The 25,935-nt window shown below is 67.7% G+C and carries 23 protein-coding genes; 16 read left to right on the forward strand and 7 right to left on the reverse strand.

Annotation, left to right across the window (positions count from 1 at the left end; translation table 11 throughout):
- Positions 1–238 precede the first annotated feature (238 nt).
- A complete protein-coding gene (locus CG716_RS16005) occupies positions 239–727 on the forward strand; it encodes a transglycosylase family protein (protein ID WP_094481298.1) in 489 nt (162 codons plus the stop codon).
- On the opposite strand, the gene CG716_RS16010 is transcribed toward CG716_RS16005, so the two are convergent.
- On the reverse strand, positions 724–1,875 hold the full coding sequence (locus CG716_RS16010; protein ID WP_094481501.1) for an FAD-dependent oxidoreductase: 1,152 nt from the start codon (positions 1,873–1,875) through the stop codon (positions 724–726). The genes CG716_RS16005 and CG716_RS16010 overlap by 4 nt on opposite strands.
- Before the next feature lie 22 nt (positions 1,876–1,897).
- On the opposite strand from CG716_RS16010, the gene CG716_RS16015 reads away from it, so the two are divergent.
- The 12 genes from CG716_RS16015 (at position 1,898) to proB (ending at position 17,421) form a co-directional block, all read left to right on the forward strand.
- A complete protein-coding gene (locus CG716_RS16015; RefSeq protein ID WP_094481300.1) occupies positions 1,898–3,880 on the forward strand; it encodes a S9 family peptidase in 1,983 nt (660 codons plus the stop codon).
- Between the two features lie 23 nt (positions 3,881–3,903).
- Positions 3,904–5,163, forward strand: a complete 1,260-nt coding sequence (locus CG716_RS16020) for a saccharopine dehydrogenase family protein (protein WP_094481503.1) — start codon at positions 3,904–3,906, stop codon at positions 5,161–5,163.
- A gap of 45 nt (positions 5,164–5,208) precedes the next feature.
- Positions 5,209–5,802, forward strand: a complete 594-nt coding sequence (locus CG716_RS16025; RefSeq protein ID WP_094481505.1) for a DUF937 domain-containing protein — start codon at positions 5,209–5,211, stop codon at positions 5,800–5,802.
- 62 nt (positions 5,803–5,864) lie between these two features.
- The gene (locus CG716_RS16030) at positions 5,865–8,534 is read left to right on the forward strand and encodes a valine--tRNA ligase (RefSeq protein ID WP_094481302.1); all 2,670 of its coding nucleotides are present in this window, start codon (positions 5,865–5,867) and stop codon (positions 8,532–8,534) included.
- On the forward strand, positions 8,531–9,937 hold the full coding sequence (gene folC / locus CG716_RS16035; RefSeq protein WP_094481304.1) for a bifunctional tetrahydrofolate synthase/dihydrofolate synthase: 1,407 nt from the start codon (positions 8,531–8,533) through the stop codon (positions 9,935–9,937). Before CG716_RS16030 ends, folC begins: the two co-directional genes overlap by 4 nt.
- Positions 9,934–10,353, forward strand: coding sequence for a DUF4233 domain-containing protein (locus CG716_RS16040; protein ID WP_094481306.1), 420 nt, complete (start codon positions 9,934–9,936; stop codon positions 10,351–10,353). The genes folC and CG716_RS16040 overlap by 4 nt, the downstream gene beginning before the upstream one ends.
- Before the next feature lie 69 nt (positions 10,354–10,422).
- The gene (gene ndk / locus CG716_RS16045; protein ID WP_094481308.1) at positions 10,423–10,833 is read left to right on the forward strand and encodes a nucleoside-diphosphate kinase; all 411 of its coding nucleotides are present in this window, start codon (positions 10,423–10,425) and stop codon (positions 10,831–10,833) included.
- A gap of 284 nt (positions 10,834–11,117) precedes the next feature.
- The gene (rne, locus tag CG716_RS16050; RefSeq protein ID WP_094481310.1) at positions 11,118–14,039 is read left to right on the forward strand and encodes a ribonuclease E; all 2,922 of its coding nucleotides are present in this window, start codon (positions 11,118–11,120) and stop codon (positions 14,037–14,039) included.
- A 156-nt stretch (positions 14,040–14,195) separates the two neighbouring features.
- Positions 14,196–14,507, forward strand: coding sequence for a 50S ribosomal protein L21 (gene rplU / locus CG716_RS16055; protein WP_094481312.1), 312 nt, complete (start codon positions 14,196–14,198; stop codon positions 14,505–14,507).
- Between the two features lie 18 nt (positions 14,508–14,525).
- Positions 14,526–14,789 carry a 50S ribosomal protein L27 gene (gene rpmA / locus CG716_RS16060; protein WP_094481314.1) on the forward strand — a complete coding sequence of 88 codons (264 nt, stop codon included), beginning with the start codon at positions 14,526–14,528 and terminating at the stop codon, positions 14,787–14,789.
- Between the two features lie 86 nt (positions 14,790–14,875).
- The gene (gene obgE / locus CG716_RS16065) at positions 14,876–16,324 is read left to right on the forward strand and encodes a GTPase ObgE (RefSeq protein WP_094481316.1); all 1,449 of its coding nucleotides are present in this window, start codon (positions 14,876–14,878) and stop codon (positions 16,322–16,324) included.
- A complete protein-coding gene (gene proB, locus CG716_RS16070; protein ID WP_094481318.1) occupies positions 16,321–17,421 on the forward strand; it encodes a glutamate 5-kinase in 1,101 nt (366 codons plus the stop codon). The genes obgE and proB overlap by 4 nt, the downstream gene beginning before the upstream one ends.
- A 1-nt stretch (position 17,422) precedes the next feature.
- On the opposite strand, the gene CG716_RS16075 is transcribed toward proB, so the two are convergent.
- The 4 genes from CG716_RS16075 to CG716_RS16090 form a co-directional block, all read right to left on the reverse strand.
- On the reverse strand, positions 17,423–17,887 hold the full coding sequence (locus CG716_RS16075) for an SRPBCC family protein (protein WP_094481320.1): 465 nt from the start codon (positions 17,885–17,887) through the stop codon (positions 17,423–17,425).
- A 25-nt stretch (positions 17,888–17,912) separates the two neighbouring features.
- Positions 17,913–18,749 (reverse strand): NAD-dependent protein deacetylase, encoded by an 837-nt coding sequence (locus tag CG716_RS16080; protein WP_094481322.1) that lies wholly within the window; start codon positions 18,747–18,749, stop codon positions 17,913–17,915.
- A 20-nt stretch (positions 18,750–18,769) separates the two neighbouring features.
- The gene (locus CG716_RS16085; RefSeq protein ID WP_094481324.1) at positions 18,770–19,360 is read right to left on the reverse strand and encodes a YdcF family protein; all 591 of its coding nucleotides are present in this window, start codon (positions 19,358–19,360) and stop codon (positions 18,770–18,772) included.
- 75 nt (positions 19,361–19,435) lie between these two features.
- Positions 19,436–19,705, reverse strand: a complete 270-nt coding sequence (locus CG716_RS16090) for a hypothetical protein (protein WP_133066953.1) — start codon at positions 19,703–19,705, stop codon at positions 19,436–19,438.
- A gap of 255 nt (positions 19,706–19,960) precedes the next feature.
- On the opposite strand from CG716_RS16090, the gene CG716_RS16095 reads away from it, so the two are divergent.
- Positions 19,961–22,003 (forward strand): NAD(+) synthase, encoded by a 2,043-nt coding sequence (locus CG716_RS16095; protein WP_094481328.1) that lies wholly within the window; start codon positions 19,961–19,963, stop codon positions 22,001–22,003.
- A 12-nt stretch (positions 22,004–22,015) separates the two neighbouring features.
- On the opposite strand, the gene CG716_RS16100 is transcribed toward CG716_RS16095, so the two are convergent.
- Positions 22,016–22,837 (reverse strand): enoyl-CoA hydratase/isomerase family protein, encoded by an 822-nt coding sequence (locus CG716_RS16100; RefSeq protein WP_094481330.1) that lies wholly within the window; start codon positions 22,835–22,837, stop codon positions 22,016–22,018.
- Positions 22,838–22,869: 32 nt separating this feature from the next.
- Entirely contained in the window at positions 22,870–23,724 is an 855-nt protein-coding gene (locus tag CG716_RS16105) for a ribokinase (protein ID WP_207760698.1), read from the reverse strand.
- A 67-nt stretch (positions 23,725–23,791) separates the two neighbouring features.
- Here CG716_RS16105 and CG716_RS16110 point away from each other — a divergent pair, with 67 nt between their 5' ends.
- Positions 23,792–25,036: a glutamate-5-semialdehyde dehydrogenase gene (locus CG716_RS16110; protein ID WP_094481332.1), complete on the forward strand. Its 1,245-nt coding sequence runs from the start codon at positions 23,792–23,794 to the stop codon at positions 25,034–25,036.
- Positions 25,037–25,054: 18 nt separating this feature from the next.
- Positions 25,055–25,933, forward strand: coding sequence for an AAA family ATPase (locus CG716_RS16115; RefSeq protein WP_094481334.1), 879 nt, complete (start codon positions 25,055–25,057; stop codon positions 25,931–25,933).
- Positions 25,934–25,935: the final 2 nt, after the last annotated feature.

A 25,935-nucleotide genomic window follows, 5' to 3' on the forward strand; every position in this document is an offset into this window, starting at 1 on the left:
CCCCCCCCCCCCCCCCCCGCCCCCCCCCCCCCCCCCCCCCCCCCCCCCCCCCCCCCCCCCCCCCCCCCGGGGGGGGGGGCCCCCCCCCCCCCCCCCCCGCCACTCTTATCTCTAAGGAAACTCCCTTACCAAAAATCTCAGAAAAAACAATCGACACGCCTGTAACGCGTGCATCACAAGTTGCGAACAACTTCACAGTGGTACGCCAGTGCCCCCTTTGTCGGGAAGGGAAACACCAATGAGCAGCTTGCGCAGAATCGTCACCCTCGCAGTTATCTCCGGAGCGCTGGCCCTGGCCGGATTCGTTCTGAACTGCGGAAATGCCAGTGCTGACAGCGGTGTGAACTGGGACGCGGTCGCGCAGTGCGAGTCCGGCGGCAACTGGTCGGCCAACACCGGCAACGGTTTCTCCGGCGGTCTGCAGTTCAGCCAGGCGACCTGGAACGCCAACGGCGGCGTTGGCGCCCCGCAGGACGCCTCCCGTGAACAGCAGATCAAGGTCGCCGAGAACGTCGCCGCCAAGCAGGGTATGGGCGCGTGGCCCACCTGCGGCGGCGCCGCTGCCACCCCCGGCTTCGCCACCCCGGTCTCCGGTGACGGCTCCGCAGCTCAGGGTGCCTGCTCCGACGTCCTGGCCGGACCGTTCAAGTCGATCAACTTCAACACCATGTGCCAGGCGATCCACAACCCGGGCCGTGCCATCGCCAACGCCCTCGGCCTGCACTAAGGCGCAGTAGGCAGCCGAAACGCCGAGCGGGCGGCGATCCTGGCCAGGTGGCGGGTCACCGCGAACTCCGGCAGCACCACGGTGGCCCTGCTGGCCAGCGCGCTGAGCGCCGCGGGCCGCAGGTTCACCACGTCGCCGATCAGCCGTGATTCCCGGGCGATCGCCCGCACCCGCCGTCGGCGGAAAGCTTCGAAAGCGGCGAACGCGGCCGGAAGGTCGCTCGTCAGGTCCACACACGCGCCCAGCACGGCGGCATCCTCCAGCGCCTGACAGCCGCCCTGACCCAGGTGCGGTCGCATGGGGTGAGCGGCGTCGCCGACCAGCACCACCGGTCCCGCGGCCCATCGCCGCGCGTGGCTGCGGTCGTAGAGATCGTTGCGCAGCACGTTGGAGGGATCGGTGGCAGCCAGCAATTCCGGAATCGGCGTGGCCCACGAGGCGAACCTGCTGCGCAGGTACGCGAGCTCGCCCTGCGGTGCCGAGGCGCCTTCAGATGCGCGTTCGGTGGCGAACCAATACGTCCGGTCGGAGCCCATGGGGACATGGCCGACCTCGGCGCCGGAGCCTAAGGTCTCGCCGGCCAGATCGGCTTCGATGGTCAGCGTGGAGACCCCGCGCCAGGCGGTGTACCCGGCGTAGCGATAGGTCAGCGGGCCGTTGAGGTGGCGCGCCAGCACCGAACGGGTGCCGTCGGCGCCGACCACCGCCTCGGCGTCGCGCGTCGAGGAGTCCGACAGATATAGCCGCACCCCGTCCCTGATGGTGCTCACCTCGCGTACCGCGACCCCGTCGACGATGGTGCCCGGTGCCAGCGCACCCGACAAGATGTCGCGCAGGGCGGCCCGCTGCAGCACGACCAGGGGTTCTCCCAGTGCGGTGACGATCCGTTCCCCAGCAGGACGGCGCAACCACCTGCCGTCTTTCCAGCGGATCGCGCCCGCGGTTACCCGTCCGCCGGCCGTCCGCACCTGCTCACCGAGGCCGAGCTGGTCGAGCGCCGCGAGTGCGTTGGGCCAGATGCTGATGCCGGCGCCGGAGCTGGTGTCGGTGCGCTCTTCGATCACTGTGACGGAATGGTCGCTCCGTTGGAATGCCGCGGCGGTGGCCAGTCCGGCGATGCCTGCCCCGACGACAACGATCTCGGCCATGCCCTGAACGTAACGTGTGCTCATGACCACCGGCGCATTCGACGATCTCGACGACTACCTCGCGCTGCCGCGCGTCTCCGGGCTGGCGGTGTCGGCGGACGGGTCGCGCGTCGTCACGACGGTGGCCGAACTCAACGCCACCAATACCGAATACGTCACCGCGGTGTGGGAACTGGATCCGATCGGCGTCGCCCCGGGCCGCCGGCTGACCCGCGGCGCCAAGGGTGAATCGGCGCCCGCGTTCACCTTTGACGGCGATCTGCTGTTCACTTCGGTGCGACCCACCGAAGGCGACGACACGCCGCCGGCCGCGCTGTGGCGGTTGCCATTCGCGGGCGGGGAGGCCGCACAGTTGGCCGAGTTGCCCGGTGGGATCACCGCCGTGCGAACCGCCCTCGCCGCATCGACTGTCGTGATCGGTGCGCCGCTGCTGCCGTCGGCCGACACTGTCGATGACGAACGGCGACTGCGAAAATTGCGCAAGGACAACAAGATCAGCGCGATCCTGCACTCCGGTTATCCGGTGCGGCATTGGGACCAGGATCTGGGCCCCGAGCAGACCCACCTGTTTCGGGTCGCTGCAGACGGCACCCTCACCGACCTGACCCGCCAGCCGGGGCCCGCCCTCGGAGAGGTGGATTTCGCTGTCAGCCCGGACGGCACGTTCGCCGTCGCCACCTGGCATGTGCCCGCCCCGCGCGCGGCGCTGCGGTCGGTGCTGATGCGCGTCGACCTGCAGACCGGTCAGCGGTCGATACTCGCCGAAGACGCGATCGCCGATCTGGAACACCCGGCCATCTCCCCGGACGGCACGCGTGTGGCGTTCACCCGCGAAACCGTCTCGACACCGGAACAAGCGCCACGAATCACATTGTGCCACTTGAATTTGGATTCAGGGGAGTGGGCGGAGCTGGCGACCGCGTGGGATCGCTGGCCAGCGTCGGTGACTTGGGCCCGGGACGGATCAGAGCTACTGGTCACCGCCGACGACAACGGGCGTTGCCCGATCTTCGCGATCAGCCTCGACGGCGACGTCCGGCAGCTCACCGCCGACGACTTCAGCTACACCAATGTCGTCGCCGCGCCGCACGGCATCACCTACGCACTGCGGAGCTCCTACGCCGCGCCGCCGCACCCGGTGCGCATCGACACCTCGGGTGCGATAACCGTCTTGCCGTGCGTCGAATTGCCGCAGCTGCCAGGAGAACTCACCGAGATAATCGCCAGCGCCGCAGACGGAACGCCGCTGCGGTCGTGGCTGGTGCTGCCGGTGACCGATCAGCCCGCACCGCTATTGCTGTGGATCCACGGCGGGCCGCTCGGCAGCTGGAATGTGTGGTCGTGGCGGTGGAATCCGTGGCTGATGGCCGCGCGGGGATACGCGGTGCTGCTGCCCGATCCCGCGTTGTCCACCGGTTATGGGCAAGCGTTCGTCCAACGAGGCTGGGGTGCCTGGGGCGGGCCGCCGTACCAGGACCTGATGGCCGCGGTCGACGCCGCAGTGGCCGACCCCCGGATCGACGCCGGGCGCACCGCGGCGATGGGTGGGTCCTTCGGCGGCTACATGGCGAACTGGGTGGCCGGTCACACTGACCGTTTCGCGGCGATCGTCACCCACGCCAGCCTGTGGGCGCTGGACCAGTTCGGCCCGACCACCGACGGCGCCTACTACTGGGCCCGCGAGATGACACCGGCCATGGCACAAGCGAATTCGCCACACCGCTTCGTCGACAAGATCACCACCCCGATGCTGGTGATCCACGGTGACAAGGACTATCGGGTGCCCATCGGTGAGGGCCTGCGGCTCTGGTACGAGCTGCTGACCGACTCCGGTCTTCCCGCCGCCGAGGACGGCACCTCCGCGCACCGGTTCCTGTACTTCCCGTCCGAGAACCACTGGGTGCTCGCCCCGCAGCACGCGAAGATCTGGTATGAGGTGGTGACGGCCTTCCTGGCCGAGCATGTCCTGGGGGAGCAGGTCCAGCTGCCCGAAACCCTGGGCTGAGTTCGGCCGGTATGTTGGCGCTCATGACGGCAGCGCAGCGAGAATTCGACATCGTCGTATACGGGGCCACCGGATTCGTCGGCAAGCTCACCGCCGAATACCTGGCCCGCGCGGGCGGCGACATCCGCATCGCCCTGGCCGGCCGCTCGCCCGACAAGCTGCTGGCGGTGCGCGAGACGCTCGGCGAATCGGCACAGTCCTGGCCGATCCTGACCGCCGACGCGGCGTCTCCGTCGTCGCTGAACGACATGGCCGCGCGCACCCGCGTCGTCATCACCACCGTCGGCCCCTACACCCGTTACGGACTGCCTCTGGTGGCGGCCTGCGCGGCGGCCGGCACCGACTATGCCGACCTCACCGGTGAGGCGATGTTTGTGCGGCAGAGCATCGACGACTACCACAAGCAGGCCATCGACACCGGGGCGCGCATCGTGCACGCGTGCGGATTCGATTCCATCCCTTCGGATATGAGCGTGTACGCGCTCTATCGGCAGGCCCGGCAGGACGGCACCGGTGAGCTCGGTGACACCGACTTCGTGCTGCGGGGATTCTCGGGCGGGGTGTCCGGTGGCACGGTGGCCTCGATGATCGAGGTCTTCCGCGCCTCCTCCAACGACCCGAACACTCGACGCATGCTCGAGGACCCCTACACACTGTCGCAGGACCGGGCCGTCGAGCCTGAGCTTGGTCCGCAGCCCGATCTGCCGTGGCGGCGCGGCCGAAATATCGCGCCCGAGCTGGCCGGGGTGTGGACGACGGGCTTCGTGATGGCGATGTACAACACCCGAATCGTGCGGCGCAGCAACGCTCTTCTGCACTACGCCTATGGGCGCCGGTTCAGATACGCGGAGAATATGAGCGTCGGCTCCTCGGTTGCCGCGCCGGTGGCCTCGGCAGTGGCAAGTGTGGCCAACAACGGTGTAGTGGCCACGGGCAGCCGATTCTTCCGCTTCCTGCCGCGCCGGCTGGTGGATCGCATCGCCCCCAAGCCTGGCACCGGGCCCAGCGAGCAGACCCGCGATCGTGGCTACTACCGCGCCGAGACCTACACGACCACCACGACCGGAGCCCGCTACCGGGCCACCATTTCCCAGCAGGGCGACCCCGGATACAAGGCCACCTCGGTGATGCTCGGCGAATGCGGTCTGGCGCTGGCGCTCGACCGCGACAAGCTCTCGGATCTGCGCGGTGTGCTCACCCCGGCCGCCGCGATGGGTGACGCTCTGTTGGAGCGATTTCCCGATGCGGGCATTTCGCTGGAGACGGTGCGCCTCGAGGGCTAGTGTCGCCGTGCAGAGCCGCACAATCCAGCAATGAAGGTGGACACCATGCCCGGTCTCGATGATCTCTACAGTCAGATTCCGGTGGCGGACATCGCCAGTAGGCTCGGGGCCCCCGAGGGGGAAGTGAATCAGGCGATCCAAACCCTGGTGCCCACATTGCTCGGCGGCATTCAACACAACGTCGCCTCCGCCGACATCGACTCCAGTTCGCTCGAGTCGGCTATTGCCACCGAGGGCGGCAGCGGTCTGCTCGACGGCGGCGTGAACGTCGACCAGGTCGACACTGGTCAGGGTGAACAGTTGATTTCCCGGATCTTCGGCGGCAACGACACTAACCAGGTGGCCTCGGCGCTGTCCGGATCCAGTGCCGGCGGCGGCGACCTGATCAAGAAGCTGCTGCCGATCCTCATCCCCATCGTGCTGGCCTATCTGGGCAAACAAGCCGCGGGCGGCTCGACCCAGGCCGGCGCCTCCGGCGGTGGGCTCGGCGATGTGCTGGGCAGCATCCTCGGTGGCGCGAGCGGCGGATCCGGCGGGGGAGACAACCCGCTCGGCAGCATTCTGGGCAATGTGCTGGGCGGCAAACAGGGCGGCGCGATCGGTGACATCTTGGGCGGACTACTGGGCGGGAAGAAGTAGCGCAGGTCACGAGCGCACAGGTCGCTCGCCGGGCCGGTCGCGCGCGTTCTTAGACTTGTCGGGTGACCACCACTGACGACTCCCGCGCCGACGCCCTGCCCAAGTCCTGGGATCCAGGAGCGGTAGAGGCGGGGCTCTATCAGGGTTGGGTCGACGCCGGCTACTTCAAGGCCGACGCCACGAGCGGCAAGCCTGCGTATTCGATCGTGCTGCCGCCGCCGAACGTGACCGGCAGCCTGCACATGGGCCATGCACTCGACCACACCCTGATGGACGCGCTGACCCGGCGTAAGCGCATGCAGGGCTACGAGGTGCTCTGGCTGCCCGGCATGGATCATGCCGGCATCGCGACCCAGAGCGTGGTCGAAAAGCAGCTCGCTGTCGACGGGAAGACCAAAGAGGACTTGGGCCGGGAACTGTTCATCGACAAGGTGTGGGAGTGGAAACGTGAGTCTGGCGGCACCATCGGCGGCCAGATGCGCAGGCTCGGCGACGGCGTCGACTGGGACCGCGACCGGTTCACCATGGACGACGGCCTGTCCCGTGCGGTGCGCACAATCTTCAAGCGGCTCTACGACGCCGGTCTGATCTATCAGGCCGAGCGGCTGGTGAACTGGTCACCGGTGCTGGAGACGGCGATCTCCGACCTCGAGGTCAAATACGAGGACGTCGAGGGCGAATTGGTGTCGTTCCGGTACGGGTCGATGGACGATTCCGAACCGCACATCGTGGTGGCCACCACCCGGCTGGAGACGATGCTGGGCGATACCGCGATCGCCGTGCATCCCGGCGACGAGCGCTACCGGAACCTCGTCGGAAAGACTCTGCCGCACCCGTTTCTGAATCGTCGCGTCATTATTGTTGCCGACGAACACGTCGACCCCGAATTCGGTACCGGTGCAGTCAAAGTCACCCCCGCTCACGACCCGAACGACTTCGAGATCGGCATCCGGCACGACCTGCCGATGCCGTCGATCCTCGACACCAAGGGCCGAATCGCTGACACCGGAACGCAATTCGACGGCATGGACCGGTTCGAGGCGCGCGTCGCCGTCCGTGAGGCGCTGGCCGCCGAGGGGCGGATCGTCGCCGAGAAGCGGCCGTACCTGCACAGCGTCGGGCACTCCGAGCGCAGTGGCGAACCGATCGAGCCAAGGCTGAGCCTGCAATGGTGGGTGAAGGTGGAGTCGATGGCCAAGGCGGCCGGCGATGCGGTGCGAGGTGGCGACATCGTGATCCACCCCAAGAGCCTGGAACCGCGCTGGTTCGCCTGGGTCGACGACATGCACGACTGGTGCATCTCCCGCCAGCTGTGGTGGGGTCATCGCATTCCGATCTGGCACGGCCCGGATGGTCAGAAAGTCTGCGTCGGGCCCGACGAGACCCCGCCGGAGGGCTGGGAGCAGGACCCCGACGTGCTGGACACGTGGTTCTCCTCGGCGTTGTGGCCGTTCTCCACGATGGGCTGGCCTGACCGCACACCCGAACTGGAGAAGTTTTATCCGACAAGCGTTTTGGTGACCGGATACGACATCCTCTTCTTCTGGGTGGCGCGCATGGTCATGTTCGGTACGTTCGTGTCCGACGACGACACCATCACCCTGGGCGGCGCGCGTGGGCCGCAGGTGCCGTTCGAGAACGTCTTCCTGCACGGGCTGATCCGCGACGAGCACGGCCGCAAGATGAGCAAGTCCCGCGGCAACGGGATCGACCCCCTGGACTGGGTGGAACTGTTCGGCGCCGATGCCTTGCGGTTCACGCTGGCGCGGGGCGCGAGCCCCGGTGGTGACCTGTCCGTCGGCGAGGACGCAGCCCGGGCTTCCCGCAACTTCGCGACCAAGCTGTTCAACGCGACCCGGTTCGCCCTGATGAACGGCGCCGCGCCGGCGCCGCTGCCGGACGTCGCCGAACTCACCGACGCCGACCGATGGATTCTCGGCCGGTTGGAACAGGTTCGCGCCGACATAGATGATGCGTTCGATTCATACGAGTTCAGCCGTGCCTGCGAGGCGCTGTACCACTTCGCCTGGGACGAGTTCTGCGACTGGTACCTGGAGTTGGCCAAGGTGCAGCTGGCCAGCCAGGAAGGTGGGGCCACCCACACCGCTCACACAACTTCGGTAATGGCCTTGGTGCTGGACACCTTGCTCAAGCTGCTGCACCCGGTGATGCCCTTCGTCACCGAGACGTTGTGGAAGGTGCTCACCGGCGGCGAGTCACTGGTGATCGCGCAGTGGCCCACGGCGTCTGGGATCGCGCTGGATCCGGTTGCCGCGGGGCGGATCGCCGATGTGCAGAAGCTGGTGACCGAGATCCGGCGGTTCCGCAGCGACCAGGGCCTGGCCGACCGGCAGAAGGTGCCCGCCCGGTTGTCGGGCATCGACGCCGCGGGCCTGGGCGGTCAGGTGGCCCCGGTCACCGCGCTGGCCTGGCTGACCAAATCCGGTGATGGCTTCAACGCAAGTGCACACATCGAGGTCCGGCTCTCGGGCGGCACCGTCAACGTCGAAGTCGACACCTCGGGCACCGTCGACGTGGCTGCCGAACGCCGCCGTCTGGAGAAGGATCTGGCCGCCGCGCAGAAGGAATTGGCCGGCACCACAGCCAAACTCGGCAACGACGCCTTCCTGGCCAAGGCGCCTGACGACGTCGTCGCCAAGATCCGCGGGCGCCAACAGCTGGCCAGCGAGGAAGTCGAGCGGATCACCGCGCGACTGGCTGAGCTGGCATGAGCGAGCCGCCGACACCGGACGAGATCGCTGCGCTGCTCCAGGTGGAGCATTTGCTGGACCAGCGCTGGCCGGAAACCAAGCTTGAGCCCAGCACCACGCGGATCGAAGCGCTGATGGAGATGCTCGGCTCACCGCAGCTGAGCTATCCGTGCATCCACATCGCCGGTACCAACGGCAAGACCTCGGTGGCGCGCATTGTCGACGCACTTCTGGTGGCCTTCAGTCGCCGGACCGGGCGCACCACCAGCCCGCACCTGCAGTCCGCCGTCGAGCGCATCGCCATCGACAACGAGCCGATCAGCCCGGCCCGCTACGTCGAGGTCTACCGCGAGATCGAGCCCTTCGTGCACCTCGTCGACTCCCAATCGCAAGCGGGGGGTGGCCCGGCCATGAGCAAATTCGAGGTGCTCACCGGCATGGCGTTCGCCGCGTTCGCGGACGCACCCGTGGACGTCGCCGTCGTCGAAGTCGGCATGGGCGGGCGCTGGGATGCCACCAACGTCGTCGACGCGCCCGTCGCGGTGATCACCCCGATCGGCATCGATCATGCCGAATACCTCGGTGACACCATCGCCGAGATCGCCGCCGAGAAGGCCGGCATCATCAGTGCTCCCCGTGGCGATCTGGTGCAGACCGACACCGTCGCGGTCATCGGCCGCCAGGCGCCCGAGGCGATGGAAGTCCTTCTGGCACAAGCCGTCAAATCCGATGCCGCGGTGGCCCGCGAGGACTCCGAGTTCGCGGTACTGGGTCGTCAGGTCGCCGTCGGCGGACAGGTGCTGCAGCTGCAAGGCCTCGGCGGGGTGTACTCCGACATCTTCCTGCCGCTACACGGCGAGCATCAGGCCCGCAACGCCGTCGTGGCGCTGGCCGCGGTCGAGGCGTTCTTCGGGGCCGGTGCCGGTCGCCAGCTCGACGTCGACACCGTGCGCGCCGGCTTCGCAGCCGCGGCCAGCCCCGGCCGTCTGGAGCGGATGCGCAGCGCGCCAACGGTGTTCATCGACGCCGCCCACAACCCGGCCGGTGCTGCCGCGCTGGCCGACGCGCTGGCCTCCGAATTCGACTTCCGGTTTCTCGTCGGCGTGTTGTCGGTGATGGGGGACAAGGACGTCACCGGCATCCTCACCGCCCTGGAACCGGCGTTCGACCAGATCGTCGTCACGCACAACGGGTCGCCCCGCGCGCTGGAAGTCGACGCACTGGCGCTGCGGGCCGAAGAGATCTTCGGGCTCGACAGAGTGCTGCGCGCCGAGACGCTTCCCGACGCCATCGAGACCGCCACTGCGCTGGTGGAGGAGTCTGCAGCCGAATCCGACGGGTTCTCCGGAGCCGGGATGGTCATCACCGGTTCGGTTGTGACCGCCGGCGCGGCGCGCACCCTGTTCGGTAAGGACCCGCAATGAGCGACACGCCCGCGCCACACGAGCCCAATGTCGCCGGCCCGGCGGCTCCGGACCCCTGGAAGAGTTTCCGCGGCGTCATGGCCGGCACCCTCATCCTCGAGGCGATCGTGGTGCTCCTGGCCCTGCCCGTGGTGAGCATGGTCGGCGGCGGCCTCACTGCCTGGTCGACGGTCTATCTGGTCGGCTTCGCGGTGTTCCTGGTGTTGCTGGCCGGCGTGCAGGGCAGGCCGTGGGCGATCTGGCTGAACCTCGGCGTGCAGCTCATCCTGGTCGCCGGATTCTTTGTCTACCCGGCGGTCGGCATGGTCGGGCTGCTGTTCGTCGTGGTCTGGGCGATCCTGGCCTATCTGCGCGCGGAGGTCCTGCGCAGGCAGCGCCGCGGCCTGCTGCCCGGCCAGCAGCAACCCCCCGACTGACGGGTACGCTGTGCGCCGTGACTGCGCCGGTGACGATGCAGATCGAAGTGATGAGGAGGAGCGGCGCCCGTGACTGAGCGGACCCTGGTTTTGATCAAGCCCGACGGCGTACAGCGTGGGGTGGTCGGCGAGATCATCAGCCGTATCGAGCGCAAAGGCCTGACGATCGCGGCCCTGGAGCTCAAGCAGGTCACTGACGAGCTGGCCCGCGCGCACTATGCCGAACACGACGGCAAGCCGTTCTTCGACTCGCTGCTGGAGTTCATCACCTCAGGCCCGGTGGTCGCGGCTGTTCTCGAAGGCCCTCGCGCGATTGCCGCGTTTCGCCAGCTTGCCGGTGGCACCGACCCGGTGGAGAAGGCCACGCCCGGCACGATCCGCGGCGACTTCGGCCTGGAGACGCAATTCAATCTCGTGCACGGCTCGGACTCCCCGGAGTCGGCCGAGCGTGAGATCGGCCTCTGGTTTCCCGGAGCCTGACTCCACTTCCCGCACCACTCCCGTTCGAACAGCTCCCGTGGTGTGGGATACTGATCCCGGATGTGCCCTCAAAGCGCATCCGGATGAAGACTTACGACGTGCGCGACCACAGCAATGTGAGGCGCCGACCGTCACAGCCGTCATTCAGCCAGGCGCCGAGCGCGTTCATCCCGAGCCGGTCGGAGCGAGACCATAACAAGTCCGGGCGAAGTAACCCGGGTAAATAGCGGAAGCCCTCGCGTGGCCGCGTCAGTACGACGCGCCCGGGGGCTTGAGGAGAATACGTGGCCAACGATGACCTCTATCAGGATCTACCCGAACACGAAGCCCCGCAGTGGGGAGCCCCGGCGGAGACGCCGAGCGAAGAGCTGCCCGACCGCTTGAGGGTGCATTCCCTGGCGAGGGTGCTCGGCACCACGAGTCGGCGTGTGCTTGACGCCCTGAGTGAACTCGACGGGCGTGCACGCAGCCCGCACTCCAGCGTGGACCGTACCGACGCGGTACGGGTGCGCGATGTCCTGGCGGCCAGCCCCCAGGACAGTGCCGAGCAGCCGGTGGCGCCGGAGCCTGCGGCCGAGGCCGTTGAGCCCCTCGTCCACGAGGCCGAAGCCGCCGAGGCCAGCGAGGCGCTCGAATCGACGGGCGAGCCGGAATCGCGGCTGATCTTGGAGACCACCACCCTCGAGCAGGCGGCCTACATGCCGCTGTTCGTCGCCCCTCAGCCGGTCGAAGCCGAACGCCGGCCCGTCCGTGCCGAGGAGGACGACGACGAGGAAGACGACGACGAGGAAGACGAGTCCACCGCCGAAACCGACGGTGACCAGTCCGAACGCCCGGCCAACCGGCGCCGCCGCCGTGGGCGCCGCGGTCGCGGCCGTGGCCGCGGCGAACAGGGCGAACAGGGCGCCCCGGACGGCGAGGACCGCGACGAGTCGGAGCGGCCCGAAGGCGCCGACGAGAGCGCCGACGGCGGCGAGGAGTCCTACAGCGACGACGACGAGAGCGACGACGAGTCCGGCAGTGGCGAAGCCGCGACCCGGCGCCGTCGCAGGCGCCGGCGCCGCAAGTCCGGCGGCGGCGGCGATGCCGGCGAGGACGGGTCGTCCGACGATCCGCCGAATACCGTCGTGCACGAGCGCCCGCCGCGCAAAGAGAAGGACCCGGACGCCATCCAGGGCATCAGCGGGTCCACCCGACTCGAGGCCAAGCGTCAGCGCCGGCGGGACGGTCGCGATGCTGGCCGTCGTCGCCCCCCAATCCTGTCCGAGGCCGAATTCCTGGCTCGCCGCGAAGCCGTCGAGCGGGTCATGGTCGTCCGCGACAAGATCCGCACCGAACCGCCGCACGAGGGCGCCCGCTACACCCAGATCGCGGTCATGGAGGACGGCGTCGTCGTCGAGCACTTCGTGACCTCGGCGGCGTCGGCGTCACTGGTCGGCAACATCTACCTCGGCATCGTGCAGAACGTGCTGCCCTCGATGGAGGCGGCCTTCGTCGACATCGGCCGCGGCCGCAACGGTGTGCTCTACGCCGGTGAGGTCAACTGGGAAGCCGCCGGTCTGGGCGGCCAGAACCGCAAGATCGAACAGGCCCTCAAACCCGGCGACTACGTCGTCGTCCAGGTCAGCAAGGATCCCGTCGGCCACAAGGGTGCTCGTCTGACCACCCAGGTGTCACTGGCCGGGCGCTACCTGGTCTACGTGCCCGGTGCACAGTCGACCGGCATCAGCCGCAAGCTGCCGGACACCGAACGCCAGCGCCTCAAGGAAATCCTGCGCGACGTGGTGCCCGACGATGCCGGCGTGATCATCCGGACCGCGTCGGAAGGCGTGAAGGAAGAAGACATCCGCGGCGACGTCACCAGGCTGCAGGAACGCTGGACCACGATCGCCGAGGAAGCCGAGCGGGTCAAGGGCAACAAAGCCGGCGCCGCTGTCGCGCTCTACGAAGAGCCCGACGTTCTGGTCAAAGTCATTCGCGACTTGTTCAACGAGGACTTCTCCGGGCTGATCGTCTCCGGCGACAGCGCCTGGGAGACAATCAATGATTACGTCAGTTCTGTTGCGCCCGATCTTGTGTCGAAGCTGACCAAGTACGCCCCGCCGGGTGGCGACGGCCCGGATGTGTTCGCGGTACACCGCATCGACGAACAGTTGGCCAAGGCGCTGGACCGCAAGGTGTGGCTGCCCTCGGGCGGCACTCTGGTGATCGACCGCACCGAGGCGATGACGGTCGTCGACGTGAACACCGGAAAATTCACCGGCGCCGGCGGCAACCTCGAGCAGACGGTTACCAAGAACAACCTCGAGGCAGCCGAGGAGATCGTGCGCCAGCTGAGGCTGCGCGATATCGGCGGCATTGTGGTGATCGACTTCATTGACATGGTGCTGGAGTCCAACCGCGACCTGGTGCTGCGGCGGCTGACCGAGGCGCTGGGTCGCGACCGCACCCGCCATCAGGTGTCGGAGGTGACGTCGCTGGGCCTGGTGCAACTGACCCGGAAGCGGCTGGGCACCGGGCTGGTCGAAGCCTTCTCGACGACCTGCACGCACTGCAGCGGCCGGGGCATCGTGCTGCATGCCGATCCCGTGGACACCACACAGGCTGTCGGACGCAAGGCCGAGGCGAGCGGTGGCGGCGGTAGCCGGCGCGGTAAGCGGGGCAAGCGCGGCCGCGCCGACGAGGCGCCGGTGGCCAAGGTGCCGCAGCACACCAGTGAGCACCCGATGTTCAAGGCGATGGCGGCGGCCAACGGCAAGCACGAAGACGACGACGAGGCCGAGGAAGAGCTGGCCGACGAGCTCGAGCGGGAGACGCACGACGAGGAGTCCGAGGACGACGCCCACACCGCTGAGCAGGTCGCCGAGGAACTTGTCGACGAGGATCTGGACGACGACGAGGACGACGACGAGGACGACGTCGACGAGGACGAGGACGAAATCGACGAAATCGACGTCGACCTGGACGAAGACGACGAAGACCTCGACGACGAGGACAACCTGGACGTCGTCGTCGTAGACGATGACGACGACGAGGATGATGACGATGACGAGGACGACGACGATGACGAGGACGATGACGAGGACGACGCCGATTCCGACGAATACGACGCCGACCAGCCCGTCGTTACCTCGGTAACGTCAGTGTCGGCTGGCCGGCAGCGGCGCCGGGCGGCGGCACGTCCAGCTGGACCACCAGCCTCCTAGGGTGGCGGTTTGACCCTCCCGGTGCTGGTCACGTAACCTTGAGCAGTTGTCGCCAGGCGTCCGACGCCGGTGGCAGCGGGCTTAAGATCCCGCACCCCCAGACCCGCGCACGCAGCTTCGGTTAGCGCGCGCCCGCAGAGCAAGGCAGAGGACACGATGGCGACGTACGCAATCGTCAAGACCGGCGGCAAGCAGTACAAGGTCGCCGTTGGAGACATAGTCAAGGTCGAGAAGATCGAGGTCGAGGCTGGCGGCTCCGTTTCCCTTCCCGTCGCCCTGGTGGTCGACGGCGCCACGGTTACCACCGACGCCAAGGCACTGGAGAAGGTTGCCGTCACCGGTGAGGTGCTCGAGCACACCAAGGGTCCCAAGATCCGCATCCACAAGTTCAAGAACAAGACCGGCTACCACAAGCGGCAGGGCCACCGTCAGCCGTTGACGGTCCTCAAGGTCACCGGAATCAAGTAGTCGAGGGAGCGAACTGACATGGCACATAAGAAGGGCGCTTCCAGCTCACGCAACGGTCGCGATTCCAACGCCCAGCGGCTTGGCGTCAAGCGATTCGGCGGCCAGATCGTCAAGGCCGGCGAGATCCTCGTCCGCCAGCGCGGCACCCACTTCCACCCCGGCGTGAACGTCGGTCGTGGCGGCGATGACACCCTGTTCGCGACCGCACCCGGCGCCGTCGAGTTCGGCGAGAAGCGCGGACGCAGGACGGTCAACATCGTTCGCGTCGCGCGACCGGAGTAGGTCTCACTCGCGAGTGTGAAACCACTGCGAGGTTGAGGCCGATATCTCGCATCACGTTCACACTTGGCGGTTGAAAGGACTCTCCGATGCCCCGTTTCGTCGACCGCGTCGTCATCCATGCCCGCGCTGGTAACGGTGGGAATGGCTGTGCCTCGGTCCACCGGGAGAAGTTCAAGCCACTCGGCGGGCCCGACGGCGGTAACGGCGGTAGTGGCGGCAGCGTCGTACTCATCGTCGATCCGCAGGTGCACACCCTGCTCGACTTCCACTTCCATCCGCATGTCGCGGCGCCATCCGGCACGCAGGGGATGGGCAATAACCGCGAAGGGGCCAACGGCTCCGATCTCGAGGTCAAGGTTCCCGACGGCACCGTCGTGGTCGACGCCAATGGCCGTCTGCTGGCTGATCTGGTCGGTGCGGGCACCCGTTTCGTGGCCGCCGAGGGCGGCCGCGGCGGGCTGGGCAACGCCGCGCTGGCGTCCCGGGCCCGCAAGGCCCCGGGATTCGCGCTGCTCGGCGAGAAGGGCGAGGAGCGCGAGCTCACCCTGGAGCTCAAGACTGTCGCTGACGTCGGGCTGATCGGCTTTCCGTCCGCTGGTAAATCCTCACTGGTTTCGACGATCTCGGCGGCCAAGCCGAAGATTGCCGACTACCCGTTCACCACGCTGGTGCCCAATCTCGGCGTCGTGTCGGCAGGAGAGCACACCTTCACCGTCGCCGACGTCCCCGGTTTGATCCCGGGCGCCTCGGAGGGCCGTGGGCTGGGCCTGGATTTCCTGCGCCACATCGAACGCTGCGCACTGCTGGTGCACGTCGTCGATTGCGCCACAATGGAACCCGGCCGCGACCCGATCTCCGATATCGATGTGCTGGAGGCCGAGCTGGCCGCGTATCGGCCGACACTGCAAGGCGATTCGACACTCGGTGACCTGGCCGACCGCCCGCGTGCGGTGGTGCTCAACAAGATCGACGTCCCCGAGGCCAGGGAGCTGGCCGATTTCGTGCGCGCCGACGTCGAGGCGCGTGGCTGGCCGGTGTTCGAGGTGTCCACCGTGACCCGGGAAGGCTTGCGGGAGCTGACGTTTGCGCTGTGGGACATGGTGGCGGCCTATCAGGCCGCACAGCCGGAGGTGGTGCCGCGACGCCCGGTGATCAAGCCGGTCCCGGTCGACCGCACTGGTTTCACCGTCGAGCCCGACCGCGCAAACCCCGGCGGCTTCATCGTGCGCGGGGTGCGCCCGGAACGCTGGATTGTCCAGACCAACTTCGACAACGACGAAGCCGTCGGCTATCTCGGTGACCGGCTGGCCCGGCTCGGGGTGGAAGACCACCTGCTTCGGCTGGGCGCCAAGCCCGGCTGCGCGGTCACCATCGGCGATATGACGTTCGACTGGGAGCCGCAGACCCCGGCCGGTATCGACGTCGTCCCGACCGGTCGTGGCACGGATGTCCGGCTGGAACAAACCGACCGGGTCGGTGCCGACGAGCGCAAGGAGGCCCGCCGCCTGCGTCGCGAGCACGAGGACGGGGCGTGAGTCAGTACCGCGACGCGATTCGCGCCGCGCGCAGCGTCGTCGTCAAGATCGGCACCACTGCGCTGACCTCGAAGTCGGGGTTGTTCGACGCTGGCCGCCTGGAGAAGCTCGTTGACGCGATCGAGGCGCGGATGGAAGCCGGTTCCGACATCGTCATCGTGTCCTCGGGTGCGATCGCCGCCGGTATCGAGCCCCTCGGCCTCACCCGTCGCCCGACCGATCTGGCGACCAAGCAGGCGGCCGCCAGCGTCGGACAGGTGGCGCTGGTCAACACGTGGAGTGCCGCTTTCGCCCGCTACAACCGCACCGTCGGCCAGGTCCTTTTGACCGCGCACGACATCTCGATGCGCGTGCAGCACACCAACGCACAGCGCACGCTGAACCGGCTGCGGGCACTGCATGCGGTGGCGATCGTCAACGAGAACGACACCGTGGCCACCAACGAGATTCGCTTCGGCGACAACGATCGGCTCTCGGCGCTGGTGGCCCACCTGGTAGGCGCGGATGCGCTGATCCTGCTATCCGATATCGACGGGCTCTACGACGCCGATCCCCGCAAAGGCGACGCGCGATTCATCCCAGAAGTGGCCGGCCCGGACGACTTGGACGGTGTGGTGGCCGGGCAGGGCAGCCGGCTGGGCACCGGTGGGATGCGCTCCAAACTGTCCTCGGCGCTGCTGGCTGCCGACGCGGGGGTTCCGGTGCTGCTTGCCGCCGCGGCCGATGCCGGCGCCGCGCTGACCGACGCGTCGGTGGGCACAGTGTTCGCACCGCGGCCCGATCGGATGTCGGCGCGACGCTTCTGGGTTCGCTACGCAGCTGAGGCCGTCGGTTCGCTGACGTTGGACGCCGGCGCGGTGCGCGCGGTGGTCAGGCAGCGGCGCTCACTGCTGGCGGCCGGGATCACCGAGGTGTCGGGCCGGTTCTTCGGCGGCGATGTGGTCGAGCTGCGGGATCTGGACGGGGAGATGATCGCCCGTGGGGTGGTGGCCTACGACGCCACCGAGTTGACGACGATGGTCGGCCGGTCGACCTCGGATCTGCCGGCAGACATGCGCCGTCCCGCTGTGCACGCCGACGACCTGGTGGCCGTGTAGCTCAGGCGCCGAGCTGCTTGGCGATTCTGTCCAGCGTTTCGCGCATGCCGTCTTCGGTCTTCTGGGGGACCGAGCCGCGGATGACCATTGACCGGTACTTCTCGTGTTCGGCATCCCACGTTTCGCGCACCAGGGTTCCGCCGTCCTGCGGCGTGAGTTCGTAGCGCCAGATCCGGCCGCCGATGAGCTTGGCCGGGCCCCAGGTCTGCCAGGCGATGAGTCGGTCGGGCACGAACTCGATCACGATGTTGGTCGTGCGGTACGGCAGGAAGAGCGTCTCCCGCCGACCTCGCATCGACATACTGAACGACGAGCCGAGCGCCAGGGGCTGGGATGGCAGCCGGGCGCCGACGACGGTTTCGGACCCGTCGAAGCTGGCGTGTAGCCCGGCATCGGCCAGCAGGGCGAATATCTGCGCTGCGGGTGCGTTGATCGAGCGTTCGACGCTGACGCGATACTGGCTCATTCTGAGACAGTAGCTCGTGCGGTGATCAGCTCGCTGAGGTCAGGCCCGACAACTCGTCGGCCAGTAGCGCCAGCATCGGCGAGCACCCGCTGTCCACCTTGACCGTCGCGAGGTCGTCGCCGCGGGTGGGTCCGCGGTTCACGATCGCAACAGGTTTGCCCGTCGCGGTGGCGTGCCTGACGAACCGGTAGCCGGAGAACACCGTCAGCGACGAACCGGCGACCAGTAAGGCATCCGATTCGTCGACAAGTGAATAAGCTTGCGCGACAACTTCTTTGCGGACACTTTCGCCGAAGTAGACGATGTCGGGTTTGAGCATGCCGCCGCATGACGGGCAGTCGATGAACCGGAACGACGCGGTGTCGGTGACGACGGCGTCGGCGTCAGGGGCCACCGCGATGCCGCCGAGATGATCCGCGCGTTCGGCGAATCCCGGATTGACCGCCTCGAGTTCGTCGGCCAGCGCCGCCCGCGACATCGTGAAGCCGCAGTCCAAGCACACCACCTGTGCGTAGGTGCCGTGCAGGTTGATGACGTTTCGGCTGCCGGCCTTGGTGTGCAGCAGGTCCACGTTCTGGGTGATGATGCCGCTGACCACCCCGGCCCGCTCCAGGTGTGCCAGCGCTCGATGCCCGGCGTTGGGCAGTGTCTGAGCCATGTGCTGCCAGCCCAGGTGATTGCGCGCCCAGTAGCGCTGCCGAAACGAGCGGCTCGAGGTGAACTGGCGGATCGTCATCGGGTTGGCCGGCGGCGAGTCCGGGCCGCGGTAGTCGGGAATACCCGAGTCGGTGGAGATCCCGGCGCCGGTGAGCACCGCGACACGCTTACCCGTCAACAGGGCGACGAGTTCGGGACCTTCCACGTCCTCCAGAGTAGGTGCGGTTAGCCGAAGTTGGTGAACGGGCTGAGGGCATCCCGCGCGAACTGGGTGACGTCGAGGGTGGGGTTGCCATCCGGATAGCTCAGGGTGGCCAGCAGATTGGCTCCGGCGTCGACGAAATCCCCATCGGCGCGGTCCTGGTGGGTTGAGGACGTCACGAGGATGATGCCGGAGGTGCCGGCCTGCTTGGCCAACGGCACCGAGAACTGGGCGTTCTGCACCGTGCTGTTGGCTCTGTCCTCCACGATGATCCGGCTGTCGGGAACGCCGAGCAGCATCAGCATCCGGCGCATCTGCGCGGCTTCGGTCACGCCGTTCTGCGGATTGCCGCCGGTGACGATGATCGGGGCCTGCGGATACATCTGCGCGACAACCAGTCCGGTCAGCACGCGTCGGCGCAGGATCATCCGCATCGACCCATCGGGCAGCAGCCCGTAGCCGAGGATGACGACCGCGGGCTTGGAGAAGTCCTTGGCGACGGGTGCAGGCGCGGGTGCCGGGTCGGCTTGGGCCGCAGCGGGCACGAGTTCGCCGAACAGGGCAGCGATCACCAGCAGTAGGGCGCCGCAGGCGGCCTTCCATCGACGTCGCACGATTCCTCCGACCCGTTTGACTTGCTGTCTGAATAGTCGCACGGGCCTGAACTGCTGTTACTTGCGTCCCAGCAGTCACAGCCTTTCCATAGCTCGGGCCATCGCCGCATGCTCGATGAAGTCGTAGTGCGCCGGCGCGTATCGCTGGCTGTCGCGTCGAGCGTCGCGCGCCGCCCGGTGGGTTGCGAACCACCCCGCCACCCGTTGCTTGGCTGGCGGGGTGATCGCGGCGGCCGTCAACAGCTTCACTTCTTGTTCGGTGATCAGCACGGTCGGTCGGGTGTCGACGACGCGAGTGGCGGTCGTCGACGACGGTGATTGTTGGACTGGAGTGTGTAGAGACATGATGAATCCCCCGATTCGGTCGGCCGGTGAGGTTCGGCCGCATGGTGGAAAAACTACGTTCCTACGCGCGGGAAAGAACGCGTAGAGACGTACTCGAAAGCGACCCACTGCTCACGCAAAAGCCTTGAGCGGCAACGTGAGTGGTAACTCAGGCCACTCAACGCCATCGATGTGACCCAGGTCACTTCACTCGCCGGATCGGGCAGACGGGCGGGTTCTCGCCTGCGCACCCCGGGCGACGGGCGACAATAAGGCATGGATTTCTACTCCGCCTACCGGCACGGCTTCGTGCGGGTGGCCGCGTGCACCCACCGCACGGTGCTGGCCGACCCCGCTGCAAACGCCGAGTCGGTGCTGCGGATTGCGCGGACCTGCCACGACGACAGTGTCGCGGTCGCGGTGTTTCCCGAGCTCACCTTGTCGGGTTACTCGATCGAGGACATCCTGTTGCAGGACTCGCTGCTCGACGCCGTCGAGGACGCCCTGCTGGACATCGTCGAGGCGTCGGCCGACTTGTTTCCCGTGCTGGTGGTAGGTGCGCCGCTGCGCTACTTGCATCGCATCTACAACACCGCGGTTGTGATCCACCGCGGTGCGGTGCTCGGGGTGGCGCCGAAGTCCTACCTGCCGACCTATCGGGAGTTCTACGAACGACGCCAAGTCGCCGCGGGCGACGACATGCAGGGCACGATCCGCATCGGTGGTGTCGACGTGCCGTTCGGCCCGGATCTGCTGTTCGCGGCCGACGACGTCTCCGGCCTGGTACTGCACGTCGAAATCTGCGAGGACATGTTCGTGCCGATTCCGCCGAGCGCCGAGGCTGCGCTGGCGGGTGCGACAGTGCTGGCCAACCTCTCCGGCAGCCCGATCACGATCGGGCGGGCCGAGGACCGCAAGCTGCTGGCTCGTTCGGCATCGGCACGCTGCTTGGCGGCGTACCTCTACGCCGCAGCCGGTGAAGGCGAGTCCAGTACCGATCTGGCCTGGGACGGTCAGACCATGATCTACGAAAACGGCCGGCTGCTGGCCGAATCCGAACGATTCCCGAAGGGGGAACGTCGCTCGGTCGCCGACGTCGACCTGGATCTGCTACGTTCGGAGCGGCTGCGCATGGGCACCTTCGACGACAACCGCCGCCACCACCAGGGCACGTTGAAGTCATTCCGGCGCATCGGTTTTCATCTCGACCCGCCCGGCGGGGACATCGGCCTACTGCGGGAGGTGGAACGCTTTCCGTTCGTGCCGAGCGATCCGCTTCGGCTGGAACAGGATTGCTACGAGGGATACAACATCCAGGTCGCCGGGCTCGAGCAGCGGTTGCGCGCATTGAACTACCCGAAGGTCGTGATCGGGGTGTCCGGCGGGCTCGACTCAACGCACGCGTTGATCGTCGCGGCTCACGCGATGGACCGGGAAAGCCGGCCGCGCAGTGACATTCTGGCGTTCACGTTGCCCGGCTTCGCCACCGGCGAGCGGACCAAGAACAATGCGATCAAGCTGTCGCGTGCCCTTGGGGTTACCTTCACTGAGTTGGACATTCGCGATACCGCCAAGCTGATGCTCACCGAGATGGGCCACCCGTTCTCTCAGGGGGAGGCGGTCTACGACGTCACCTTCGAGAACGTGCAGGCCGGGTTGCGCACGGACTACCTTTTCCGGCTGGCCAATCAGCGCGGCGGCATCGTACTGGGCACCGGCGATCTCTCCGAGCTGGGGCTGGGCTGGTCGACGTACGGTGTCGGCGACCAGATGTCGCACTACAACGTCAACGCCGGGGTTCCGAAAACCCTTATCCAACATCTGATTCGGTGGGTGATCTCCTCGGGGCAGTTCGAGGACGAGGTCGGGGAGATCCTTCAGTCGGTGCTGGAGACCGAGATCACCCCGGAGCTGGTGCCCACCGGCGAGGACGAAGAGATCCAGAGCAGCGAAGCCAAGGTGGGCCCGTACTCGCTGCAGGACTTTTCGTTGTTCCAGGTGCTGCGGTACGGCTTCCGGCCGTCGAAGATCGCGTTTCTGGCGTGGCACGCCTGGAGCGACCCCGATAGCGGCAGCTGGCCGCCGGGTTACCCGGCAGGCAAGCGACCGGCCTACTCGCTCAAAGAGATCCGGCACTGGCTGCAGGTATTCGTTTCTCGGTATTACTCGTTCAGCCAGTTCAAGCGGTCGGCTCTGCCGAACGGGCCCAAGGTATCTCACGGCGGATCGTTGTCGCCGCGGGGGGACTGGCGCGCGCCCTCGGATATGTCGGCACGGATCTGGCTGGCGGAGATCGAACGGGAAGTCCCCGAGGACTGATCAGCGGCGGGTTTACAGCCTGCCGTCGATGCGCAGGTCGGGGTGCACCCACTCCGGCGAGCGGCGCTCCTTGAACGCCATGAATCCCTCGATGGACTCCGGTGAACCGAGGCTGCGTTGCATGCCAATGCGGTCGTAGAGGCCCAGGTAGTTGTCGATGCTGGACTTCACCACCGACCGTGCGCCAGGGGCTGTGCGGCAGCACTGGGCGAGGACCTCGCGAGCCGCCTCGGGCAGTTCGTCGTGCGGCACCACCCGCGCGACCATGCCCCAGTCCAGGGCTTCCTCGGCGGTCAGCGTGCGGCCGGTGAACATCAGGTCGCGGGTGCGGACGGGGCCGATCAGCCGGGCCAGCATCTGGCTGTAGTACGTGTCGGCGATCCCGCGGTAGAGCTCGGGGACGCGGAACGTCGCGCGATCGCTGACCACCGCCATGTCGGCGCACAACGCGATCTGCAGTCCGCCGCCCTGGCAGAGCCCGTTGACAGCGGCCACCACGGGCTTGGCGGACTGCCGCAGGGTGTCGAACGGCAGGGCGTCCATGCCCAAGGCCGCCCCGAAGGTCAGCCAGTTGTCCTCACCGCCGCCGCCCATATCGCCACCGGGGGCGAAGACGTCGCCGGTCCCGGTGATGAGCAGACCGGCCAGGTCCGGCTCGGACCCGACATGGTTGACCGCGTATTTGATGCCGAAGTACATCGCCGGGGTCATCGCATTTCGAGCCTCGGGGCGGTCCAGGGTGCACACCCCGAACCCCCCCTCCCGCGTGAACCTCAGGAATTTGGTTCCCAGCCAGTCGCCCTCGGGCGGTCGCGGAGCGTCGGTGTGCGTCATCGCCGCAGACTATCGTCACAACCGTAGGGCGTTCAGTACCGGGTGAGGGCGTCCTCGATCGCCTCGGCGACGGGCGCGCAATCGCCGGCGCCGGGGACCAGGGTTGCCAATGCGCCCGCCGCGCAGGCTCGCCGAAGCGCACGGTCGTGTCCGGTCGTCCATTCTGCGGCGAGTACGCCGGCGAAGACGTCCCCCGCGCCGGTGGTGTCGACCGCCTCGACGCCGGGGCTGGGCACTTCGAGGTCCCCGCCCGGGCCGCGGTAGCTCGCTCCTCGGGCGCCTCTGGTGACAACGAAATGCGTTGTGGGCCACGGCCAATACGGTTCCTCGGCGTCATTGACGATCACGACGTCGGTGACGGCGGCCAGCTCGCGCAGGAGGGGGTCGGTGCTGACCGGCGAGGCATTGACGATCACAGTCGCCCCTACCGAGCGGGCTTCGCGCGCAGCCGCCAGGGCCGTCGCGATCGGCACCTCCAATTGGACGAGCAGCACCTCGCACGTGGCGATGACCGCCCGGGCAGCGGCCGAACTCAGCGTCAGGTGTCCGTTGGCGCCGGGGGCCACCACGATCATGTTCTCGGCGTGGTCGTCGACCAGGATTACCGCGCTGCCGCTGGCGACCGGCAACTCCTGCAGGCCGTCGAGCCCGACGCCGTTGTCTCGCAGGTGCGCGCGCAACCTGGTGCCGGCCGCATCACTGCCGACCGCACCGACGAACTGCACGTCGGCACCGGCCCGGGCGGCTGCCACGGCCTGATTACCGCCCTTGCCGCCCGGTTCGGTGGTCACCGCCGACCCCAGCACGGTCTCTCCGGCGCCCGGCAGAACAGCGACGCGGAAGAACTGATCGACGTTCACGCTGCCCACCACACATACCTGGGTCACGCGGCTCAGGCTAGTCCTGGGTCAGCCCCCACCTGCCGGTTGGTGGGGAGACCGATACCCTGGGGGAATGAGTGTCCAAGTGGCCCCTCTGGATCTGAAGAACGAGGTTCTCGACGCGGCCCGCCGGGCGCGCGTGGCCTCGCGCACTCTGGCATCGCTGACCACCACGGTCAAAGACCGCGCCCTGCACGCCGCCGCGGACGCGGTGCTGGCCCACGCACACCAGATCCTGGCCGCCAACGCCGCAGACCTCGACGCCGCCCGGGCCACCGGCACCGCCGAGGCGATGCTGGACCGGCTGGCGCTCAACCCGCAGCGGATCGACGGGATCGCCGCCGGCCTGCGTCAGGTCGCCGGACTACCTGACCCGATCGGTGAAGTGCTCCGCGGCCGCACGCTGCCCAACGGGCTGCAACTGCGCCAGCAGCGCGTTCCCCTCGGCGTGATCGGAATCGTCTACGAGGGCCGGCCCAACGTCACAGTCGACGCGTTCGGCCTCACCCTCAAGTCCGGTAACGCCGTCCTGCTGCGCGGCAGCTCGTCGGCGGCCAACTCCAATGCCGCACTGGTCACCGTGCTGCGCGGCGCACTCGCCGGGGAGGGCTTGCCCGAAGACGCGGTGCAGCTGCTGCCCAGCACCGACCGTTCCAGCGTCACCCACCTCATCCAGGCTCGAGGTCTGGTCGACGTGGTCATCCCCCGCGGAGGTGCCGGGCTGATCGATGCGGTCGTCCGCGATGCCACGGTGCCCACCATCGAAACCGGCGTCGGCAACTGCCACGTCTACGTGCACTCCGCCGCCGACCTCGACGTCGCCGAGCGAATCATCCTCAACGCCAAGACTCGTCGGCCCAGCGTCTGCAATGCCGCCGAAACCCTGTTGGTGGACAAGACCATTGCCGGCACCGCGCTGCCGCGACTGGTGGGTGCGCTGCAGCAGGCCGGGGTCACCGTCCACGACAACCCGACCGAGGAAGAGCTGCGGGCGGAGTTCCTGTCGATGGACATCGCGGTCGCCACCGTGAACGGTCTCGATGCCGCGATCGAGCACATCAATACCTACGGTACGGGTCACACCGAGGCCATCATCACCGCCGATCTCGCAGCGGCACAACGATTTACCGAACGCGTCGATGCCGCCGCGGTGATGGTCAACGCCTCGACCGCGTTCACCGACGGTGAGCAGTTCGGCTTCGGAGCCGAGATCGGCATCTCCACCCAGAAGCTGCATGCCCGCGGCCCGATGGGTCTGCCCGAATTGACGTCAACCAAATGGATCGTCTGGGGAGACGGCCAAACCCGACCTGCCTGAGGCGATGACAGGAGAACAATGACAGAGACCCCCGCACGCCCGGTGCCGCTGTTCAGCGACATCGACGACGTCGCCAAGCGGCTGGCCGAGACCGGCTACCTGCCCGACAAGGCCACCGCGACCGCGGTGTTCCTCGCCGACCGGCTGGGCAAGCCGCTGCTGGTCGAGGGACCGGCCGGTGTGGGCAAGACCGAATTAGCCCGCGCGGTCGCCCAAACCACCGGGTCGGGGCTGGTGCGTCTGCAGTGCTATGAGGGTGTCGACGAGGCCCGCGCGCTGTACGAGTGGAACCACGCCAAGCAGATCCTCCGGATGCAGTCCGGGTCGAACGACTGGGACCAGACCAAAACCGACATCTTCAGCGAGGAATTCCTGCTCTCTCGGCCGCTGCTGACCGCGATCCGGCGCACCGAGCCCACCGTTCTGCTGATCGACGAGACGGACAAGGCCGACATCGAGATCGAAGGCCTGCTGCTGGAAGTGCTCAGCGATTTCGCGGTCACCGTGCCGGAGTTGGGCACCATCACCGCGTCGCGCACCCCGTTCGTGGTGCTGACCTCCAACGCCACCCGCGAGCTGTCGGAAGCACTCAAGCGCCGCTGCCTGTTCCTGCACATCGACTTCCCCGATGCCGACCTCGAGCGGCGCATCCTGCTGTCCCGGGTGCCCGAGCTGCCCGAGTCGCTGGCCGCCGAACTGGTCCGCATCATCGGGGTGCTGCGCGGCATGCAGCTCAAGAAGGTGCCCTCGGTGGCCGAGACCATCGACTGGGGCCGCACCATCCTGGCGCTCGGGCTGGACACCATCGACGACGCGACCATCGCCGCGACGCTCGGGGTGGTGCTCAAGCACCAGTCCGATCAGCAACGCGCGTCCGGCGAACTGCGGCTGAACTAAGC

The sequence above is a fragment of the Mycolicibacterium sphagni genome (assembly GCF_002250655.1).
In the GTDB taxonomy this organism is placed as follows: domain Bacteria; phylum Actinomycetota; class Actinomycetes; order Mycobacteriales; family Mycobacteriaceae; genus Mycobacterium; species Mycobacterium sphagni.

What these genes read in the sequence shown, in the direction of transcription:
- obgE (WP_094481316.1), top strand. Translation starts at nt 14,876, where the DNA reads ATGCCCCGTTTCGTCGACCGCGTCGTCATCCATGCCCGCGCTGGTAAC.
- CG716_RS16100 (WP_094481330.1), bottom strand. Translation starts at nt 22,837, where the DNA reads ATGACGCACACCGACGCTCCGCGACCGCCCGAGGGCGACTGGCTGGGA.
- CG716_RS16010 (WP_094481501.1), bottom strand. Translation starts at nt 1,875, where the DNA reads ATGGCCGAGATCGTTGTCGTCGGGGCAGGCATCGCCGGACTGGCCACC.
- CG716_RS16110 (WP_094481332.1), top strand. Translation starts at nt 23,792, where the DNA reads ATGAGTGTCCAAGTGGCCCCTCTGGATCTGAAGAACGAGGTTCTCGAC.
- CG716_RS16020 (WP_094481503.1), top strand. Translation starts at nt 3,904, where the DNA reads ATGACGGCAGCGCAGCGAGAATTCGACATCGTCGTATACGGGGCCACC.
- CG716_RS16005 (WP_094481298.1), top strand. Translation starts at nt 239, where the DNA reads ATGAGCAGCTTGCGCAGAATCGTCACCCTCGCAGTTATCTCCGGAGCG.
- CG716_RS16090 (WP_133066953.1), bottom strand. Translation starts at nt 19,705, where the DNA reads ATGTCTCTACACACTCCAGTCCAACAATCACCGTCGTCGACGACCGCC.
- CG716_RS16075 (WP_094481320.1), bottom strand. Translation starts at nt 17,887, where the DNA reads ATGAGCCAGTATCGCGTCAGCGTCGAACGCTCGATCAACGCACCCGCA.
- CG716_RS16040 (WP_094481306.1), top strand. Translation starts at nt 9,934, where the DNA reads ATGAGCGACACGCCCGCGCCACACGAGCCCAATGTCGCCGGCCCGGCG.
- CG716_RS16115 (WP_094481334.1), top strand. Translation starts at nt 25,055, where the DNA reads ATGACAGAGACCCCCGCACGCCCGGTGCCGCTGTTCAGCGACATCGAC.
- CG716_RS16015 (WP_094481300.1), top strand. Translation starts at nt 1,898, where the DNA reads ATGACCACCGGCGCATTCGACGATCTCGACGACTACCTCGCGCTGCCG.
- CG716_RS16095 (WP_094481328.1), top strand. Translation starts at nt 19,961, where the DNA reads ATGGATTTCTACTCCGCCTACCGGCACGGCTTCGTGCGGGTGGCCGCG.
- rpmA (WP_094481314.1), top strand. Translation starts at nt 14,526, where the DNA reads ATGGCACATAAGAAGGGCGCTTCCAGCTCACGCAACGGTCGCGATTCC.
- CG716_RS16025 (WP_094481505.1), top strand. Translation starts at nt 5,209, where the DNA reads ATGCCCGGTCTCGATGATCTCTACAGTCAGATTCCGGTGGCGGACATC.
- folC (WP_094481304.1), top strand. Translation starts at nt 8,531, where the DNA reads ATGAGCGAGCCGCCGACACCGGACGAGATCGCTGCGCTGCTCCAGGTG.
- rplU (WP_094481312.1), top strand. Translation starts at nt 14,196, where the DNA reads ATGGCGACGTACGCAATCGTCAAGACCGGCGGCAAGCAGTACAAGGTC.